Annotated in this window: 20 protein-coding genes; 19 read left to right on the top strand and 1 reads right to left on the bottom strand. The window is 73.5% G+C overall.

The genetic code is table 11. The features are described from left to right. Together CWIS_RS00630 and CWIS_RS00625 are read left to right on the top strand one after the other, a co-directional pair. A partial coding sequence (locus tag CWIS_RS00630; RefSeq protein ID WP_048341285.1) for an AAA family ATPase occupies window positions 1–993 on the top strand: 993 nt, incomplete at its 5' end. A gap of 145 nt (window positions 994–1,138) precedes the next feature. Then, entirely contained in the window at window positions 1,139–1,474 is a 336-nt protein-coding gene (locus CWIS_RS00625) for a hypothetical protein (RefSeq protein ID WP_229747445.1), read from the top strand. 84 nt (window positions 1,475–1,558) lie between these two features. Here the strand turns inward: CWIS_RS00625 and CWIS_RS00620 are convergent, their stop codons facing one another. Continuing rightward, entirely contained in the window at window positions 1,559–2,923 is a 1,365-nt protein-coding gene (locus CWIS_RS00620; protein WP_082156108.1) for a pectate lyase, read from the bottom strand. Between the two features lie 246 nt (window positions 2,924–3,169). Here CWIS_RS00620 and ftsY point away from each other — a divergent pair, with 246 nt between their 5' ends. The 17 genes from ftsY to CWIS_RS00535 all read left to right on the top strand — a co-directional run. Then, window positions 3,170–4,417 (top strand): signal recognition particle-docking protein FtsY, encoded by a 1,248-nt coding sequence (gene ftsY, locus CWIS_RS00615; RefSeq protein ID WP_048341283.1) that lies wholly within the window; start codon window positions 3,170–3,172, stop codon window positions 4,415–4,417. A 190-nt stretch (window positions 4,418–4,607) separates the two neighbouring features. After that, window positions 4,608–5,864, top strand: coding sequence for an ammonium transporter (locus CWIS_RS00610; RefSeq protein WP_048341282.1), 1,257 nt, complete (start codon window positions 4,608–4,610; stop codon window positions 5,862–5,864). After that, on the top strand, window positions 5,864–6,205 hold the full coding sequence (locus CWIS_RS00605) for a P-II family nitrogen regulator (protein ID WP_048341281.1): 342 nt from the start codon (window positions 5,864–5,866) through the stop codon (window positions 6,203–6,205). The genes CWIS_RS00610 and CWIS_RS00605 overlap by 1 nt, the downstream gene beginning before the upstream one ends. A gap of 5 nt (window positions 6,206–6,210) precedes the next feature. After that, window positions 6,211–8,031, top strand: a complete 1,821-nt coding sequence (locus CWIS_RS00600) for a [protein-PII] uridylyltransferase (RefSeq protein ID WP_048341280.1) — start codon at window positions 6,211–6,213, stop codon at window positions 8,029–8,031. Between the two features lie 24 nt (window positions 8,032–8,055). Next, window positions 8,056–9,651 carry a signal recognition particle protein gene (gene ffh, locus CWIS_RS00595; RefSeq protein ID WP_048341279.1) on the top strand — a complete coding sequence of 532 codons (1,596 nt, stop codon included), beginning with the start codon at window positions 8,056–8,058 and terminating at the stop codon, window positions 9,649–9,651. A 4-nt stretch (window positions 9,652–9,655) separates the two neighbouring features. Next, the gene (locus tag CWIS_RS00590; protein WP_048341278.1) at window positions 9,656–10,747 is read left to right on the top strand and encodes an amidohydrolase family protein; all 1,092 of its coding nucleotides are present in this window, start codon (window positions 9,656–9,658) and stop codon (window positions 10,745–10,747) included. Window positions 10,748–10,880: 133 nt separating this feature from the next. After that, entirely contained in the window at window positions 10,881–11,390 is a 510-nt protein-coding gene (locus CWIS_RS00585; protein WP_048341277.1) for a hypothetical protein, read from the top strand. Between the two features lie 127 nt (window positions 11,391–11,517). Beyond that, window positions 11,518–11,955, top strand: a complete 438-nt coding sequence (gene rpsP / locus CWIS_RS00580; protein ID WP_048341276.1) for a 30S ribosomal protein S16 — start codon at window positions 11,518–11,520, stop codon at window positions 11,953–11,955. Then, window positions 11,955–12,194, top strand: a complete 240-nt coding sequence (locus tag CWIS_RS00575) for an RNA-binding protein (protein ID WP_048341275.1) — start codon at window positions 11,955–11,957, stop codon at window positions 12,192–12,194. Before rpsP ends, CWIS_RS00575 begins: the two co-directional genes overlap by 1 nt. A 132-nt stretch (window positions 12,195–12,326) precedes the next feature. After that, the gene (rimM, locus tag CWIS_RS00570; protein WP_048341274.1) at window positions 12,327–12,908 is read left to right on the top strand and encodes a ribosome maturation factor RimM; all 582 of its coding nucleotides are present in this window, start codon (window positions 12,327–12,329) and stop codon (window positions 12,906–12,908) included. Window positions 12,909–12,911: 3 nt separating this feature from the next. Continuing rightward, entirely contained in the window at window positions 12,912–13,727 is an 816-nt protein-coding gene (gene trmD / locus CWIS_RS00565; RefSeq protein WP_082156107.1) for a tRNA (guanosine(37)-N1)-methyltransferase TrmD, read from the top strand. A gap of 201 nt (window positions 13,728–13,928) precedes the next feature. Next, entirely contained in the window at window positions 13,929–14,291 is a 363-nt protein-coding gene (gene rplS, locus CWIS_RS00560) for a 50S ribosomal protein L19 (protein WP_048341289.1), read from the top strand. Between the two features lie 189 nt (window positions 14,292–14,480). Continuing rightward, window positions 14,481–15,452, top strand: coding sequence for a signal peptidase I (gene lepB / locus CWIS_RS00555; RefSeq protein ID WP_229747444.1), 972 nt, complete (start codon window positions 14,481–14,483; stop codon window positions 15,450–15,452). Then, entirely contained in the window at window positions 15,449–16,282 is an 834-nt protein-coding gene (locus tag CWIS_RS00550; RefSeq protein ID WP_082156106.1) for a ribonuclease HII, read from the top strand. The genes lepB and CWIS_RS00550 overlap by 4 nt, the downstream gene beginning before the upstream one ends. Then, window positions 16,279–16,602, top strand: a complete 324-nt coding sequence (locus CWIS_RS00545) for a DUF2469 domain-containing protein (protein ID WP_048341273.1) — start codon at window positions 16,279–16,281, stop codon at window positions 16,600–16,602. The genes CWIS_RS00550 and CWIS_RS00545 overlap by 4 nt, the downstream gene beginning before the upstream one ends. Window positions 16,603–16,824: 222 nt before the next feature. After that, window positions 16,825–17,181: a YraN family protein gene (locus CWIS_RS00540; RefSeq protein WP_048341286.1), complete on the top strand. Its 357-nt coding sequence runs from the start codon at window positions 16,825–16,827 to the stop codon at window positions 17,179–17,181. 1 nt (window position 17,182) lies between these two features. After that, window positions 17,183–18,577, top strand: a 1,395-nt coding sequence (locus CWIS_RS00535; RefSeq protein WP_048341272.1) for a YifB family Mg chelatase-like AAA ATPase, incomplete at its 3' end; no start/stop codon positions are given.

Raw genomic sequence — 18,577 nt, 5'->3', positions numbered from 1 at the left:
CTCGCCCTGCTCGACGGCTCGCTGCGGCGGGCGTCCGACGAGCGCGAGTCCGCCGAGGCCGCGCGCGCGCAGCGCGACGAGACGATCACGACGATGCGGGTCCGGGCCGAGCAGCAGGCCGCCGAGCTCGCGCGCCTGACCGACGTCGCGCACCGCGACGAGGTTGCCCGCACCCAGCAGCGGCTGCGGATCGAGCAGCTCGAGACGCGCGCGGTCGAGGAGCTCGGGCTCGACCCGGCCGTGCTGCTCGAGGAGTTCGGGCCGCACCAGGACGTGCCGGTCGTCGTGCCGCCCGGGACGGAGCCCGACCCGGACGCGCCGACGCACGTCCCGTACGTGCGCGAGCAGCAGGAGAAGCGCCTGCGCGCCGCGGAGCGCGCGCTCTCGCTGCTCGGCCGCGTCAACCCGCTCGCGCTCGAGGAGTTCTCGGCGCTCGAGGAGCGCCACAAGTTCCTGGTCGACCAGCTCGCCGACCTCAAGAAGTCCCGCACGGACCTGCTGGAGATCGTCAAGGAGATCGACGAGCGGGTCGAGCAGGTCTTCGCCGAGGCGTACCGCGACACCGCCGCCGCCTTCGACGTGGTGTTCCCGCGCCTGTTCCCGGGTGGTGAGGGCCGGTTGGTGCTGACGGACCCCGACGACATGCTCACCACGGGAATCGACGTCGAGGCGCGTCCCGCGGGCAAGAAGGTCAAGCGGCTGTCGCTGCTGTCGGGCGGCGAGCGCTCGCTCACGGCGGTGGCGATGCTCGTCGCGATCTTCAAGGCCCGGCCGAGCCCGTTCTACGTGATGGACGAGGTCGAGGCCGCGCTCGACGACGCGAACCTCGGCCGACTCCTGGAGATCTTCCGCGAGCTGCAGGAGGACTCGCAGCTCATCGTCGTGACGCACCAGAAGCGCACGATGGAGATCGCGGACGCGCTGTACGGCGTCACGATGCGCGGTGACGGCGTGACGACCGTCGTGAGCCAGCGGATGCGCGAGACCGCCTGAGCGGGCGCCCGTGCGGCGGGCCGACGGCGCGCGGGCGACGGCCCGCGGGCTCTCGCGGGCGGCGCGCGTGAAGATCGTGTGTGGGAGTCGGTCTGAACCGCTCCTCGTCGAGGCGGCGCAGCGGGTCCCGGACGACACTGGACGGGTGCTGCCTGTCGTGATCGCCGTCCTCGTCGCCCTTGCGGTGGCGGCTGCCGTCCTGCTCGTCGCGAGCTCGTCGGACGCGGACGACCGCCGGGACGACGAGTCGCCGTGGCAGGCGTTCCGCCGCGGCCTGCGGGCACGTCGACACCCCGCGCCGGACCAGATCGCCGCGGCGCAGGCCGCCGACGCCGAGCCCGTGGACCTGTCGCTCGCGGACTTCCTCAACGCGACGGCCGAGCAGGGTGAGGGCTACCTGCACGTCGACGACCTCTCGGCCGGTCTCGCACGTGCCAAGGACAAGGCCGTGCGCGCGAACCCGCTGCGCCGCCACGGCTGACCTGCCGCCCAGGGACGTGAGGCGCGGACCGGCCGCAGCGGCGACCGGCCCGCGAGTACTCACACGGGCCTCACGGTCGCGCCGTCATCGGTAGACCACCGCGGACGGGGAGTACCCGCACGCCGCGCTCGGTCCTGACGAGACCTTCGTCGGCTCGCCGGACGTCACCCCGCGGTACTCCTCGCAGATCGCGACCTTCTTCGACCAGTCGTTGACGAGCGTGATGCCCGAGAGCGTCGCGCGGTCCCCGAGGTTGGAGTTGATGCCGACGAGCGACTTCGCGGGCGCCGTGATCGTCACGTTCTGGACGACGACCGTGCGCGCGTACTGCGTGGAGCAGTTGCCGCACGAGCGGTACAGCTTGCCGATGTCGGTCGCCTGGAAGTTCTTGATGACGAACGTGCCGGGGCCGTTGTGCTGGAACACCTTGTCCGAGGCGGACCGCGCCCCGCCGCCGTCGACCGTCATGACCTGGGACGACGAGCTGCCCTTGAGCGTCGCGGCGTCCTCCTCGACGTCCTCCCACCACACGTTCCGCAGCGTGCAGGTGCCGGTGCAGTGCACGCCGTCGCCCGCACCCGAGCCGAGGATGACATTCGTGAGGACCGCGCCGTCGGCGAGCTTGAACATGGGTGGCTGCGACTCGTCCTGACCGCCCGAGGAGATCCCGTAGTAGCGCACGAGCCGACCGTCGAACGTGCCGCTGACCGCGATCGTGGAGGTGACCCGCTGCTGACCGGTCGCGGTCGGCCAGGAGCCGTTGCTCGGCGGCGTGCTGGGCGGTGTGCTCGGCGGCGTGGTCGGTGTCGGGCTGGTCGTGGGTGCCGGCGTGCTCCCGGTCCCGAGCTTCACCAGCAGCCACTGCTGGTGGTAGGACTTCGTGTCCGATCCCTGCACGACGGCTGCGCCCTCGGCGGCCGACGCGCCGGCCACCTGCAGCACCTTGCCCGAGTGCTGGTTGACGAAGCGGACGTAGCCGGACTGGTCGGCGATCCCGAACCGCTGGTTGGCGCCGTTCAGGTCCGTGAACAGCCGGAAGGTCGCGCCGTCGGCGGTGCTCCACTCCCACAGGTCGACGACCTTGCCGGACCTGCGGTTGAGCAGCTCGTACCACCCGCCGCCGGCGTCCACGACTCTGAACTGCTGGCTCGTGGCGTCGGTCCGGGTCGACTGCACGAGCGGTGACCCGTCGCCGGTCGCCTGGCCCTGGACGTCGAGGACCTTGTCGCTCTTGCGGTTGACCAGCACGTACCACGCGCTCGGGTCGATCGTCGCGGCGTTCGCGCCCAGGGCGGAGACGAGGCCGAGGGTCCCGACGAGCGCGGCGGTGACGAGGGCGGCGACGGCCGTCCGCACGCGCCTCGAGCGCGGTCCGCGGTGCCGGTCCGAGCGGCCGGGACGGGGCCGCACGTGGTGCGCGTGGTCGGGTGCTCGATGCGTGCGGGGCATGGGGCCCACCTCTCGTCGGGACGGCGCCGTCCGGGACGACCGGGAGCGGTCGTCCCGGCCTGTGAACGTACCCACGGGCCGTGCGCACCGACACGGCCGAAACGAATCACGGCGCTCGGACCCGGTGCCGGACGGCGGTCCGGAGGGCGCCGACGGACTCGCCGCGAGTGCGGCACGGGGGCACGGGAGTCCACGCCGGCGGTCGTGGGTTCGCGCCGCCGCCTGGTCCGCGGCCAGACTGTGCGGGTGAGCTCCGACGCCCTGACCACTCTCCTCGCCGCTGGTGTGCCGATCGCGCTCGTCGCGGCCGTCGTCACGCTGTTCGTCTCGCGCCGCCGTCCGCGCGACGACGGCTCGACCTCGGCGCCCACGCCGACGATCGAGCACGTCCCGACCCAGGCCACCGCGCCCGACGACGACGCGTCCGGCGTCGCGGTCGAGGTGCCCCCGACCGCCGGTGTGGGCACCCTCGAGACGCTCCCCGAGCAGGCCGAGGCGCCGCTCGCCGAGAGCGCGCCCGGTGAGGCGCCGGACCTTCCGGTGCTCGACGTGCCGGCGCCGGCCGCGGGTCGTCTCGCGCGCCTGCGCGACCGGCTCTCGCGCTCGGGCTCGCCGCTGGGCACCCGCCTGCTTGCGGTCCTGTCCCGCGACCACCTGTCCGAGGACGACTGGGACGAGCTCGAGGAGACGCTCCTGCTCGCCGACGTCGGTCCCGGCCCCACGGGCGAGCTCATCGACGCGCTGCGCACGCGCGTGCGCGTCGACGGCCTCAGGGACCCCGCGCAGGTCAAGGCCCTGCTGCGGGCCCAGCTGCTCGAGCTCGTCGACCCGAGCCTCGACCGCTCGCTGCACACGTCGCCGACCGTGGCCGACGACGGCACGCGCACGCCCGCGGTCCTGCTGGTGGTGGGTGTCAACGGCACGGGCAAGACGACGACGATCGGCAAGCTCACGCGACTGCTCGTGGGGGAGCAGCAGTCGGTGGTGCTCGGCGCCGCGGACACGTTCCGCGCGGCGGCGGCCGACCAGCTCGAGACGTGGGGCTCGCGCGTCGGGGTCCCGACGGTGCGGTCCGACCGGGACGGCGCCGACCCGGCGTCGGTCGCGTTCGAGGCAGTCCGGACCGGCAAGCAGGCCCAGGTCGACGTGGTCGTGGTCGACACCGCGGGGCGCCTGCAGAACAAGGCCGGTCTGATGGACGAGCTCGGCAAGATCACGCGTGTCATCGGCAAGGAGGCCCCGCTCAGCGAGGTGCTCCTCGTGCTCGACGCGACCACGGGCCAGAACGGGCTCAACCAGGCGCGCGTGTTCGGCGAGGTCGCGGGTATCACGGGCATCGTGCTGACCAAGCTCGACGGGACCGCCAAGGGCGGCATCGTCGTCGCGGTGCAGCGCGAGCTCGGCGTGCCCGTCAAGCTCGTCGGGCTGGGCGAGGGTCCCGACGACCTCGCGCCCTTCGACCCCGAGGCGTTCGTCGACGGCCTGCTCCAGTAGCCCGGCTCGGCGCGCGAGGTCGGACGTTCGTCGGGCGCACGGGAACGAGTCGGACGAACGCCCACCTCGAAACCCAACGTTTACACGCGGCAGTGTCTTGTCACGTAGCGGTAACGCGCCCCGTCCCTCGCGGAAATCGCACTGCTCGAACGTTGTCCGCGATCGGCCGCCTGGCCGGCGAGGGGAGCGAATGGGTATGGATGCAGGAAACGCCGCGTGGATGCTGACGTCAGCATCCTTGGTGCTGCTCATGACGCCTGGACTGGCGTTCTTCTACGGGGGCATGGTCCGCGGTAAGTCTGTCCTCAACATGATGATGATGAGCTTCGCCGCCATGGGCGTCGTCGCGATCATCTGGGTGCTGTGGGGCTACTCGATGGTGGCCGGCGGCGACAAGGCCGGCCTCTTCGGGTGGAGCGGGGACTACTTCGGTCTCAGCGGCATCCTGAACGGCGAGGACCCGCTGACGGACCTCATCACCGTGGGCTTCCAGGTGACGTTCGCGATCATCACGGTTGCGCTCATCAGCGGAGCGATCGCAGACCGCGTCAAGTTCGGTGCGTGGGTCGTGTTCGTGGCCGTGTGGGTGACGCTCGTGTACTTCCCCCTCGCCCACCAGGTGTGGTTCGGCGGCTACCTCTTCGGTGACGACTGGTTCCTCGGTGGCTCGCTGCCGGCTCCGATCGACTTCGCCGGTGGCACGGTCGTCCACATCAACGCCGGTGTCGCCGGGCTGGTGCTCGCGCTCGTCATCGGCAAGCGCAAGGGCTTCGGCAAGGAGCCGATGCGCCCGCACAACCTGCCGTTCGTCATGCTCGGCGCTGCTCTGCTGTGGTTCGGCTGGTTCGGCTTCAACGCCGGCTCCGCGTTCGGCGCGACCGACGTCGCGGCCCTCGCGTGGATCAACACGACGGTGGCCGCCGGTGCAGCGCTCGTCGGCTGGATCGTCACCGAGAAGTTCCGTGACGGCCACGCCACGTCGCTGGGTGCCGCATCGGGCATCGTCGCCGGCCTGGTCGCGATCACCCCTGCGGCCGCGGCGCTCGACCCGCTGAGCTCGATCATCCTCGGTCTGGTCGCGGGTGCGGTCTGCGCCCTCGCCGTGGGCCTGAAGTACAAGTTCGGCTACGACGACTCGCTCGACGTCGTGGGCGTCCACCTCGTCGGTGGCCTCATCGGTACTGTGGCGATCGGCTTCCTCGCGAAGGACGGCGTGGGCCTGTTCCACGGTGGCGGCTTCGACCAGCTCTGGACGCAGATCGTCGCGGCCGGGTACGCGATCGTCTTCTCCGGCGTCATCACTGCGATCATCGCGTTCGCCATCAAGGCGACCATGGGGTGGCGGGTCAGCGAGGACGCCGAGGTCGGCGGTATCGACCTCGCCGTGCACGGTGAGTCCGCATACGAGACGCTGGGCGGGGCCCGCGTCGTGACGGAGGTGAAGTGATGACGAAGCTCGTGACGGCGGTCATCCAGCCGCATCGGCTCGACGACGTGAAGTCGGCCCTCGAGGCAGCGGGTGTCCGCGGCCTGACCGTGAGCGAGGCGAGCGGCTACGGCCGCCAGCGCGGTCACACCGAGGTCTACCGCGGCGCGGAGTACACCGTGGACCTGGTGCCGAAGGTGCGCATCGACGTCCTGGTCGCCGACGAGGACGTGGCCGGCATCGTCGAGGTCGTGATCCGCGCCTCGCAGACCGGCAAGATCGGTGACGGCAAGGTCTGGGTCGTGCCGGTGGAGGACGTGGCTCGCGTCCGCACCGGTGAGCACGGCGACGACGCGCTGTAGGAACCATGTCTCACGAACGGCCGCCCGTGGGGGGCGCGGCCGGGGACGCCCACGACACGCAGGTCCCGCACCCCGCCCCTGGGGTGCGGGACCTGCGCGTCGAACGGCTCGACCTCGCCACCTCCCTGACCGGCACGACGAGCGACGGCACGGCCCGTCGCCGGCAGGTCTCCGCACTCGTCCGACGCCGGCTCGTCGAGCTCTGGGACGAGGCCACCGCGGGGCAGGACATGACAGGCGTCGCGCTGGGCGCGGTCGGGTCGGTGGGCCGCGGCGACGCGAGCCCCGTCTCCGACCTCGACCTGCTGCTGGTGCACGAGGGGCGCGGACGCTCCGCCGAGGACCTCTCGGTGCTCGCCCAGCAGCTCTGGTACCCGATCTGGGACGCGGGCCTGGACCTCGACCACTCCGTGCGCTCGCTCGCGCAGTGCCGCCAGGTCGCGTCCAAGGACCTGCCCGCCGCGGTCGGGCTGCTCGACCTGCAGCACGTCGCGGGGGACCCCGTGGTGATCGCCCGCGCCACGTCCGCGCTGCTCGAGGACTGGCGCGCGGCGGCCCGTCGCCGGCTGCCCGAGCTGATCGCGTCCACGCGGCAGCGCGCGGAGCGCCACGGCGAGCTCGCGTACCTCATCGAGCCCGAGCTCAAGGAGGCGCGCGGCGGGATCCGCGACGCGGTGGTGCTCTCGGCGCTCGCGGCCACCTGGCTCACGGACCGCCCGCACGGTGCGGTCGACCACGCGTACACGCACCTGCTCGACGTGCGGGACGCGGTGCAGGTCGCCACGCGGCGGCACACCAACCGCCTGCTGCTCGCCGACCAGGACGAGGTCGCCGCGATCGTGGGCTTCGACGACCGCGACGACCTGCTGGCGAGCGTCGCCGAGGCGGCGCGCATCATCTCGTACGCGCTCGACACGACCGCACGCAACGCCCGGCAGGCCCTCGAGCGACCGGCGCGCGGGCCGCGGCTGGTCCGCGGCCGTCGCATGCCGCCGCGCCTGCGCCCGATCGCCGAGGGCCTCGTCCAGCACGGCGACGAGATCGTGCTCGCGGTCGACGCGACCCCGGAGCACGACCCGCTGCTCGCGCTGCGCGCGGCGGCGACGGCGGCGCGCACGGGCCTGCAGCTCTCCCCGGTCTCGGTGCAGCACCTGACCGTGACTCCCGCGCTGCCCACGCCGTGGCCGCGCCAGGCGCGGCAGTACCTCCTGCAGCTGCTCGCGGCTGGGCACGCACAGGTGCCGATCTGGGAGGCGCTCGACCTCGCGGGTGTCGTGACCACGTGGATCCCTGAGTGGGCGGGCGTGCGCAACCGTCCGCAGCGCTCGCCGGTGCACCGGCACACGGTCGACCGCCACCTCGTCGAGACCGCGGCGAACGTCTCCGCGCTGTCGTCGGGCGCCCCGAGCGAGACGCTGCTGCTCGCGGCCCTGCTGCACGACATCGGCAAGCGCGCCGGTGCGGGCGACCACTCGGTCGAGGGCGCCCGGCTCGTGGGGCCGATCGTGGAGCGCATGGGGTTCCGCGACGAGGTCGTGGCCGACGTGACGCGCCTCGTGCGCGAGCACCTGCTGCTCGTCGAGCTCGCGACGAGCGCGGACCCGGACGACCCGGCGACCACCGACCGCCTGCTCGACGCGGTCGACCACCGCGAGGACGTGCTGCTCGCGCTGCGCGTGCTCACCGAGGCCGACGCGGTGGCGGCCGGGCCCGCGGCGTGGAGCCAGTGGCGCGGCACGCTCGTGGACGACCTCGTCGGCCGTGCACGGGCTCGGCTCGGTGGCGGTCGCGCGGCGGGTCACCCAGGTACCCTGGGACGTCCCTGACCCCTTCTCGCGAGGACGCCCTACGTGTTCGCCACTCTGTCCGACCGCCTGACGTCGACCTTCAAGAACCTGCGCACCAAGGGCCGGCTGTCCGAGGCGGACGTCGACGCCACGGTGCGGGAGATCCGCCGGGCCCTGCTCGACGCGGACGTCGCCGTGCCCGTGGTCCGGCAGTTCACGAGCGCGGTGCGCGAACGCTCGCTCTCGGCCGAGGTCTCGCAGGCGCTCAACCCCGCGCAGCAGGTCGTCAAGATCGTCAACGAGGAGCTCGTGGCGATCCTCGGCGGCGAGACGCGCACGCTGCGGTTCGCGAAGAACCCGCCCACGGTGATCCTGCTCGCGGGTCTGCAGGGCGCGGGCAAGACGACGCTCGCAGGCAAGCTCGCGCTCCAGCTCAAGGGCGAGGGCCACACGCCGCTGCTCGTGGCGGCGGACCTGCAGCGTCCGAACGCCGTGACGCAGCTGCAGGTGGTGGGCGAGCGGGCCGGCGTGCCGGTGTTCGCGCCGCACCCCGGTAACCAGGGCGCCGACGACGTGCTCCCCGCGGACGCGGACCCCGTCGCCGTCGCACGCGCCGGTCTTGAGACCGCACGCGCACGCCAGCACGACGTGCTGATCGTCGACACCGCCGGCCGGCTCGGTGTCGACGCCGAGCTCATGCAGCAGGCCGCGGACATCCGCGACGCCGTGCAGCCCGACGAGATCCTGTTCGTGATCGACGCGATGATCGGCCAGGACGCGGTGACCACCGCGCAGGCCTTCGCGGACGGTGTCGGCTTCACGGGTGTCGTGCTGTCGAAGCTCGACGGCGACGCGCGCGGTGGCGCTGCGCTGTCGGTCGCCTCTGTCACGGGCCGGCCGATCCTGTACGCGAGCATCGGCGAGAAGCTCACCGACTTCGAGGTGTTCCACCCCGACCGCATGGCGTCGCGGATCCTCGACATGGGCGACGTCCTGACGCTCATCGAGCAGGCCGAGAAGGCGTTCGACGCCGAGCAGGCCGAGCAGATGGCGGGCAAGCTCGCGAGCGGCGAGGGCTTCACGCTCGCGGACTTCCAGCAGCAGATGCAGCAGCTGCGCAAGATGGGCTCGCTCAAGAAGATGTTCGGGATGCTCCCGGGCATGGCGCAGATGCGCGACGCGCTGGACAACTTCGACGAGCGCGAGGTCGACCGCATCGAGGCGATCATCCACTCGATGACCCCCGGCGAGCGCGACAACCCGAAGATCATCAACGGCTCGCGCCGCGCGCGCATCGCGAAGGGGTCCGGCACCACGCCGACCGACGTCAACCAGCTCCTCGAGCGGTTCGACGCGGCCCAGAAGATGATGCGCCAGATGGCCAAGTCGGGCGGGATGCCCGGCGGCATGCCGGGTATGGGCAACCTGCCGGGGATGGGCAAGAAGGCGCGCGGCAAGGCCGTGCCGCAGCGCAAGGTGCGCGGCAAGTCGGGCAACCCCGCCAAGCGAGCGGCGCAGGAGCGCGCGGCGATCGAGGGCAAGCCGGCGCCGAGCGCACCGGCCGGGTCCGCGTTCGGGCTCGGCGCGCCGGCTCCGCAGCAGGCCGACCCCGCCTCGCTCGAGCTGCCCGCGGGGTTCGAGAAGTTCCTCGGGCGCTGACGCCGTGAGCGACGTCCTGCACCTGGCCGGGACGGTCGTGCTCGACGACGAGCGTGAGGTCGGCGAGGCGTGGGTGGTCGGGGGGCGTCTGACGTTGACGCGTCCCGCGGCGCAGGCGACGACGATCCGCGGCTGGGTGCTGCCCGGGCTCGTCGACGTGCACTGCCACATCGGTCTCGCGGCCGACGGGCCGGTCGACGCGGCGACGGCCGAGCGGCAGGCGCTCGCGGACCGCGACTCGGGTGTGCTGCTCGTGCGTGACGCGGGCTCACCCGCCGACACGTCCTGGGTGCACGGACGCGCCGACCTGCCGCGGCTCATCCGCGCGGGCCACCACCTCGCCCGCCCCAAGCGCTACCTGCGGCACTACGGCCTCGAGCTGGCCGACGTGCACGACCTGCCCGGTGTGGTGCACCACGAGGCCGTGCGGGCCGACGGCTGGGTCAAGCTCGTCGCCGACTGGATCGACCGCGACCTCGGGCCCGCGGGGGACCTGACCCCCCTGTGGCCCGACGACGTGCTGACCGCCGCGGTCGCGGCTGCGCACGACGCGGGCGCCCGGGTCACGGCCCACACGTTCGCGACCGAGTCGATCGACCCGCTGCTGGAGGCCGGCATCGACTGCCTCGAGCACGCGACGGGTGCGACGCCCGCACAGATCGAGCGCATCGCCGAGCGCGGGATCCCGGTGACCGCGACGCTGCTGCAGGTCGCGCAGTTCGGCGCGATCGCCGACCAGGGCGAGTCGCGGTACCCCCGGTTCGCGCGACGGATGCGCGCGATGGGCGAGCGGCGTCACCAGCACGTGAGGGACCTGTACGACGCCGGCGTGCCCGTGCTCGTCGGGACCGACGCGGGCGGGACCATCGGGCACGGCCGGATCGCCGACGAGGCGGCGGAGCTCGTCGCGGCCGGCATCCCCGCGCGCGACGTCGTGGCCGCCGCGAGCTGGCGGACGCGCGAGTGGCTCGGCGCCGAGTCGATCGCCGAGGGTGCGAGCGCGGACGTGGTCGTCTACGACCGGGACCCGCGCCGCGACGTGACCGTGCTGCACGAGCCCGCAGCGGTCGTGCTGCGCGGCACGCGGCACGTCTGACGCGCGCGGGCGGGCGACAGCGGGCGTCCGGACGGGTGACAGACCTCTCGGTGCACTGGCCGACCGCGGTGGGCGGCTGCTTGGCTGTGCGCGACCGCACGCGGCGGTCGTCCGCCACCGACGGGAGTCGCACGTGAGCAGCTCGGTCTCGAGCGTCGAAGCCCCCGCGCGTGTGCGCCTGGCGAGGGCCGACGTCGTGGCGGCCGTCGTCGTCTGGCTCGGCGTGGTGCTCGGGCTGGTCGCCAAGTTCGGCGTCGGCGGCTGGGGCGTGCTCGTCGTGCTCCTGTACTGGCCCGTCACGATCGTGCTGCCGATCGCGGGGGCGTGGGTCGTGGCTCGGCCGCTCCTCGGGCTCGGCAGGGTGCGCAAGCATGTGGGCCACGCGCCGACGCGCTACCGCGTGCTGGCGTGGGTGCTCGGGCTCGGCACGCTCGTGGGCTACGGCGCGATGCCCGACGGCGGTGACGACGACGTCGCGCGCTCGGGGCTCTCGGTCCTGCTCGGCCCGGCGTTCGCGCCGCCGTGGATCAGCGAGGTGATGTGGTGGGTCCTCGTCGCGGCGTTCGCGACCGCGGCGATCGCGCTCGTCTGGTACGCAGTCGACCGCGTGCGGCTTGGGAACCCCGCCACACGTCTGGCATGATGGTCGGCTGTACACGTCGGTGCAGCCCCTCTACCTGCCCGCGACGCGTCCTTCGCCGTCACCGGCCGCCCAACCCCACGGGCAGGCTGGCGGGGCACCCAGCTGAACTCCAGGAGAAGACCACAACGTGGCCACCAAGATCCGTCTGAAGCGTCTCGGCAAGATCCGGGCGCCGTACTACCGTGTCGTCGTCGCGGACTCGCGCACCAAGCGTGACGGTCGCGTCATCGAGGAGATCGGCAAGTACCACCCGACCGAGGAGCCCTCGCTCATCGAGATCTCCTCCGAGCGCGCGCAGTACTGGCTCGGTGTCGGCGCGCAGCCGACCGAGCAGGTCCTCGCGCTGCTCAAGGTCACCGGCGACTGGCAGAAGTTCAAGGGCCTGCCGGGCGCCGAGGGCACGCTGCGGGTCAAGGCCGGCAAGGCCGACCCGAAGGCCGCGATCGAGGCGGCCGCGCTCGACGCCGAGAAGGTCAAGGCCAAGGCGTCGGAGAAGAAGGCTGACGAGCCCGTCGCCGAGGCCCCGGCCGAGGACGCGGCTCCCGCCGAGGACGAGCAGGCCTGATGCTCGCCGACGCGCTCGAGCACCTGGTGCGCGGCATCGTCGACCACCCGGACGACGTGCGCGTGAGCGCGGTCGCGCTGCGCCGCGGTGAGCTGCTGGAGGTCCGGGTCCACCCCGAGGACCTCGGGCGGGTCATCGGCCGCAGCGGCCGGACCGCCAAGGCGCTGCGCACCGTCGTCGGTGCGCTGTCGACCGAGGGCCCGGTGCGCGTCGACGTCGTCGACGTCGACCGGCGCTGAGGTTCGGCGAGACGAGCACGTCGCGGCCGCGCGCCGCGATGCGTGAGGCCCGGCCCCTACTCTGGGGCCGGGCCTTCGTCGTGCTCGACGGCACACCCGCGAACGAACCCGGACGAATCGAGGAGGACTCCCATGCTGCTCACGGTGGCGCGCATCGGCCGCGCCCACGGCCTGCGCGGTGAGGTCGGGCTGGACCTGCGCACCGACGCCCCCGACGAGCGCCTCGCGACCGGGTCGGTGCTCGCGACCGACCGGGCGGGCCTCGGCTCGCTGACCGTCACCTCGACGCGGATCCAGCAGGGGCGGTGGTACGTGACGTTCGCCGAGGTCCGGGACCGCACCGAGGCCGAGGGCCTGCGCGGGGTCGCCCTGCTGGCCGAGGAGGACACGTCCGACGACGACGACGCGTGGTACCCCCACGAGCTCGCAGGGCTGCGAGCCGAGCACGTCGACGGTCGGCTGCTCGGCGAGGTCGTCGGGCTCGAGCACCTCCCGGCGCACGACGTCCTGGTGCTGCGCGAGCCGGACGGCGCGCGGACCCTGGTGCCGTTCGTCCGGGCGATCGTGCCGGTCGTCGACGTCGCGGGCGGTCGCGTCGTGCTGGACCCGCCGGGCGGGCTCCTCGCGTCGGACGCCGCGAACCTCGTCGTGTCCGACGAGACGTCGGGCCCGGCCGGCGAGAGCGACGACCGCGCCGACGACGAGGGCGTCTGAGCCGTGCGCATCGACGTCCTGACGATCTTCCCGGACTACCTGGCGCCGCTCCGGCTCTCGCTCGTGGGCAAGGCGCACGAGGCCGGGATCCTCGACCTGCGGGTGCACGACCTGCGCGAGTGGACGACCGACCGGCACCGCACGGTCGACGACACGCCGTTCGGGGGCGGCGCGGGCATGGTCATGCGACCCGACGTGTGGGGCGCGGCCCTCGATGACGTGCTCACGCCGGACGCGCACCTCCTGCTCCCCACCCCGTCCGGCGAGGTCTTCGGCCAGCCGACTGCCCACGCGCTCGCCCACGAGACCCATCTGGTCATCGCGTGCGGCCGGTACGAGGGGATCGACGCGCGCGTCGCGGAGCACTACCGCGCCGCGGGCGTGCGCGTCAGCGAGCTGTCGCTCGGCGACTACGTGCTGAACGGCGGCGAGGTCGCGGCGCTCGTCGTCGTGGAGGCGGTGGCCCGGCTCCTGCCGGGGGTCGTGGGCAACCCGGAGTCGCTCGTCGAGGAGTCGCACGGCGAGGCCGGGCTGCTCGAGTACCCGGTGTTCACCAAGCCGCCGTCCTGGCGCGGGCTGGACGTGCCCGATGTCCTGCTGTCGGGTCACCACGCGCGGATCGCGCGGTGGCGGCGCGACGAGGCGTTGCGGCGGACCGCCGCTCGTCGTCCGGACATGCTGTCGGCGCTCGACCCGGGCGTGCTCGACGCGCGCGACCGGGACGTGCTCGCCGAGAGCGCGAGCAGCTCGGACGGGCCGGCGACGGACGCCGCGGCCGGCCGGCCGACCCCGCAGGACGGCCACGATTACCGACCGTGACGCCCGGTGTGGCAGACTTGTCGGCTGGTGCGCGCGCGTCGCGTCTCTGCCACGGGGGAGACTGCCGACGATCGCCGGTCGGGCCCTCGGGTCACGGTCCGGACGCACCACGAACCAGACCACCAGGACGTGCTCGCGCGTGACTCGCCGTGCCGTCCTCGACTCGCGTTCCTGACCCGTCGGCAGGACGAGGAGAACACCATGCAGACGCTGGACCAGGTCGACGCCGCCTCGTTGCGGACCGACATCCCCGATTTCCGCCCCGGTGACACCGTCAAGGTCAACGTCAAGGTCGTGGAGGGCAACCGCTCCCGTATCCAGGCGTTCCAGGGCGTCGTGATCGCCCGCCAGGGCGCCGGCGTGCGTGAGACCTTCACGGTCCGCAAGATCAGCTTCCAGGTCGGCGTCGAGCGCACGTTCCCCGTGCACACCCCGTCGCTGGAGTCGGTCGAGGTCGTCACCCGCGGTGACGTCCGTCGCGCCAAGCTCTACTACCTGCGCGGTCTGCGCGGCAAGAAGGCCAAGATCAAGGAGAAGCGCGAGAACACGGCCGCTCAGGGCTGAGCTCTCCCGCACTCGCACGCAGGGCGGTCACTCTCGGGTGGCCGCCCTGCGGCGTACCCGGGCAAGGCAGCCCGGCCGAGCGGGCGGGCTCGCACGATCCTCGGGTGCTCAGGTGCCGGCGTTCGGGTGCCGGCGTTCAGGTACCGGTCTGTGGGCGCCGGGCACAGCCGAGCGTGGGAGAGTGACCCGGTGAACTCGCGAGCCGACGACGAACCCGCGCCCGCGGGCGCGAACGGGGCGTCGGCGAGCGCGAGCGGCGGGCCGTGGCGCGCCGAGGCAGGGGGATCGCCCCCGCACTTCGAGACGGAGCGGGACAGCATGCACGAGACCAGCGCCGGCGCGTGGCCGGCCGATCCCCAGCTCGGGGAACCCAGCACCGAGGGCGGGCGCGGCGACGGCGTCACGGGCGGCACCGAGGCGGGTGCCGAGGCCTCGTCGACCACGCGAGCGCAGCGCCGGCTGGCCGAGCGGGGACGACCGGCGCGACGCAGCGCCGGCGGGTCGATCCTGCGCGAGACGGCGATCATCCTCGTGAGCGCGCTGGTGCTGTCGTGGCTCATCAAGACGTTCCTGGTCCAGGCCTTCTTCATCCCGAGCTCGTCGATGCACGACACGCTCGTCGAGGACGACCGGATCATGGTCAGCAAGCTCACGCCCGGACCGTTCGACCTCGAGCGCGGCGACATCGTCGTCTTCAAGGACCCGGGCGGCTGGCTCGAGGGCCAGAAGCCGGTCGAGGCCACCGGCTGGCGCGGCGCGATGAACGACGTCTTCACGTTCGTCGGCCTGTACCCGCAGGACGCGGGGGAGCACCTCGTGAAGCGCGTGATCGGCCTGCCGGGCGACCGCGTCGCGTGCGCGGGCCCGGGCGAGCCGGTCACCGTCAACGGCGTCGCGCTCGACGAGCCGTACCTGGCCGCCGGGGCGATCCCGAGCCAGATGGACTTCGACATCACCGTCCCGCCGAACAGCCTGTGGGTCATGGGCGACAACCGGCAGTCGTCGTCGGACTCGCGGCTGCACCGGGGTGACCCGGGCGGCGGCTCGATCCCGATCGGCAACGTGGTCGGCAAGGCGTTCGTGCTCGTGTGGCCGCTCGATCGCGCGACCGTCCTGCACAACCCGGGTGCGACGTTCGAGGACGTCCCCGACGCGTCATGACCCTCCTGGACGAACCCGCTCGCGCGACCGACGCAGCACCGTCGGCGCCGGTCGTGCCTGCCGGGTCGCGCCGCACCACGCGCCCGGGCCCGCACCTGCGCATCGAGCGGGCGCTGCTGCGCGACGGTGCTCGGCTGGTCGCGGGGATGGACGAGGTGGGTCGCGGCTCGCTCGCCGGGCCGGTGAGCGTCGGTGTGGTCGTCGTCGACCTGCAGACCCGGTCGGCGCCGCAGGGCGTGGCCGACTCCAAGCTCCTGACCCCCGCGGCGCGCGTGGCGCTGCTGCCGCGCCTGCACCGCTGGGGCGTCACGCGAGCGGTGGGCCATGCGAGCGCGGCGGAGATCGACGAGATCGGCATCATCGCCGCGCTGCGACTCGCGGGTACGCGCGCGCTGCTCGCCGCGGCCGAGGTCGCCGGGCCCGTGGACGTCGTCGTGCTCGACGGCTCGCACGACTGGCTCACGCCCCCCGCTCAGGGTGACCTGTTCACCGACGAGGGGCACGACGACGAGACGGCGTCGGGCCTGGTGACGCCGCGCGTGCTGCTCAAGGTCAAGGCGGACCGCTCGTGCGCGAGCGTCGCCGCGGCGAGCGTGCTCGCCAAGTGCGAGCGGGACGCTCTCATGGTGACGCTCGCGGCGGACCACCCGCACTACCGGTGGGACGAGAACAAGGGCTACGCGAGCCCGGAGCACATCGGTGCGCTGCGCGAGCTCGGGCCGTGCGTGCTGCACCGCCGCTCGTGGCGGCTGCCGGGCACCGAGCCCGCAGCCGGCTCGGCGCGGCAGGTGACCGGTTCGTCGCCGGCGTGGGGGATGATGGACGCGTGAGTGCCGAGGACCTGGAGAACTACGAGACCGACATGGAGCTCGCGCTCTACCGCGAGTACCGGGACGTCGTGAACCTGTTCTCGTACGTCGTGGAGACCGAGCGACGCTTCTACCTCGCGAACCACGTCGACCTGCAGGTCCGGTCCGCGGCTGGGGAGGTCTACTTCGAGCTGACCCTCGCCGACGCGTGGGTGTGGGACGTCTACCGGTCCGCGCGCTTCGTGAAGTCCGTGCGGGTCGTCACGTTCAAGGACGTCAACGTCGAGGAGCTCGCCAAGCCTGAGCTCGACCTCGGCGGCGGGCCCGGCTTCCCCCGCTGACCGCCCGCCGGGCTGACCACCCGGCTCGCTGAGCGACCATGCGCCGCCTCCTGGGCGTGGCACCACGGTCGCCTGGCCGGAGCCGGGTTCCCTGTCCGGCCGCCGTCGGCCCTTCCGCGAGCCGACCCCAGCCCGGGTTCGCGGCGTCGCCTCCACAGGTCCGGGGCGGGCGCGCGTCGCGCCCTGCCGCCCGACGGCACCCTGTGGCCGGAGGTGGTGCGGGTGCGCGCGAAGGACGCCGTCGGGCGGTACGGGGAGGACGTGGCTGCGGCTCACGTCGAGGCACGCGGATGGCGGGTGCTGGACCGCAACTGGCGGTGCCGGCTGGGCGAGCTCGACCTCGTCGGCATGGACGGCGACGTGCTCGTCGTCGTCGAGGTCAAGACGCGACGGTCGACGGCGTACGGGACGCCGGCCGAGGCAGTGACGTGGCGCAAGCTCGCGCGCATCCGGCGCCTGGCCGCGCAGTGGCTCACCGAGCACGACGTGCGAGCGGCGTCGGTGCGGGTCGACGTGATCGCGATCCTGCTGCCGCGGTCCGGAGCGGCGCAGGTCGAGCACCTGCAGGGGGTGTGCTGACGTGGCGCTCGGTGCGACGCTGTCGGTCGCCCTGGTCGGGATGGTCGGGCACGTGGTCGAGGTCGAGGCGCACCTGGCCGCGGCGCTCCCGGCGTTCACGCTCGTCGGGCTCCCCGACGCGTCGCTCGCGGAGTCGCGCGACCGCGTCCGCGCGGCTGTCGCCTCGTGCGGGCTGACGTGGCCGAACCGGCGCGTCACCGTCAACCTGTCGCCCGCGACCCTGCCCAAGTCGGGCTCGGGGTTCGACCTCGCGATCGCCGTGGCGACGCTCGCCGGTGCCGGGGTCGTCGACCTGCCGCGGGTGCGCGGTGTCGTGCACCTGGGCGAGCTCGGGCTCGACGGTCGCCTGCGCCCCGTGCGCGGCATCCTGCCGGCAGTCGCGGCGGCCGTCGCCGCCGGGCACCCGGACGTCGTCGTGCCCGAGTCGAGCGTCGCCGAGGCGAGCCTCGTTCCCGGTGCGAGGGTCCGGGGTGCACGCACGCTCGCCGCCGTGCTCGCGGCGCACGGCGCGCCGGTCGAGGTGCCTGACGTGCCCGCCGCACCCGCGGAGCCGGTCGCGGCGCGCGTCTCGGCCTTCGACCCGGACCTGTCCGACGTCGTCGGTCAGGACGAGGCGCGGCTGTGCCTCGAGGTGGCGGCCGCGGGCAGCCACCACCTGCTCATGGTGGGCCCGCCCGGGACGGGCAAGACGATGCTCGCCGCACGGCTACCGGGCATCCTGCCCGACCTCGTCGAGGACGAGGCGGTCGAGGTGACGGCGATCCACTCCGTGGCGGGCACGTTCGACCCGGGCGGCGGTCTGCTCCGCCGTCCGCCCTACGAGGACCCGCACCACACCGCGACGCCCGCGAGCGTCATCGGCGGCGGGTCCGGCGTGCCGCGGCCCGGGGCGGCGTCGCGCGCGCACCGCGGGGTGCTGTTCCTCGACGAGGCACCCGAGTTCACGACCGCGGTGCTGCAGACCCTGCGGCAACCGCTCGAGCACGGTGAGCTCGTGCTGCACCGGGCCGCGGGGACCGCGCGCTACCCCGCGCAGTTCCAGCTCGTGCTGGCGGCCAACCCCTGCCCGTGCGGCATGGCGGTCGGCAAGGGTCTGGACTGCACGTGCCGGCCCGAGCAGCGACGCCGCTACCTGGGCAAGCTCTCCGGGCCCCTGCTCGATCGTGTGGACCTGCAGGTCGAGCTCCAGCCGTCGCGCGCGACCGACCGGACGGGCGACTCGAGCGACCAGGTCGCCCGGCGCGTCGCAGCCGCCCGCGCCGCGCAGGCGGAGCGCTTCGCGGGACTGCCGTGGCGCACGTGCGCCCAGGTGCCGGGCGCCTGGCTGCGCGAGCGGCTCGGGCCGGACCGCGCGCTCGTGGCGGACCTCGACCGCGCGGTCGACCGCGGCACGTTG

This window comes from Cellulomonas sp. A375-1, assembly GCF_001040865.1.
GTDB lineage: Bacteria > Actinomycetota > Actinomycetes > Actinomycetales > Cellulomonadaceae > Cellulomonas > Cellulomonas gelida.
Note: the sequence above shows the minus strand (reverse complement) of the source record. Positions and strands in the feature narration are given on the sequence as shown.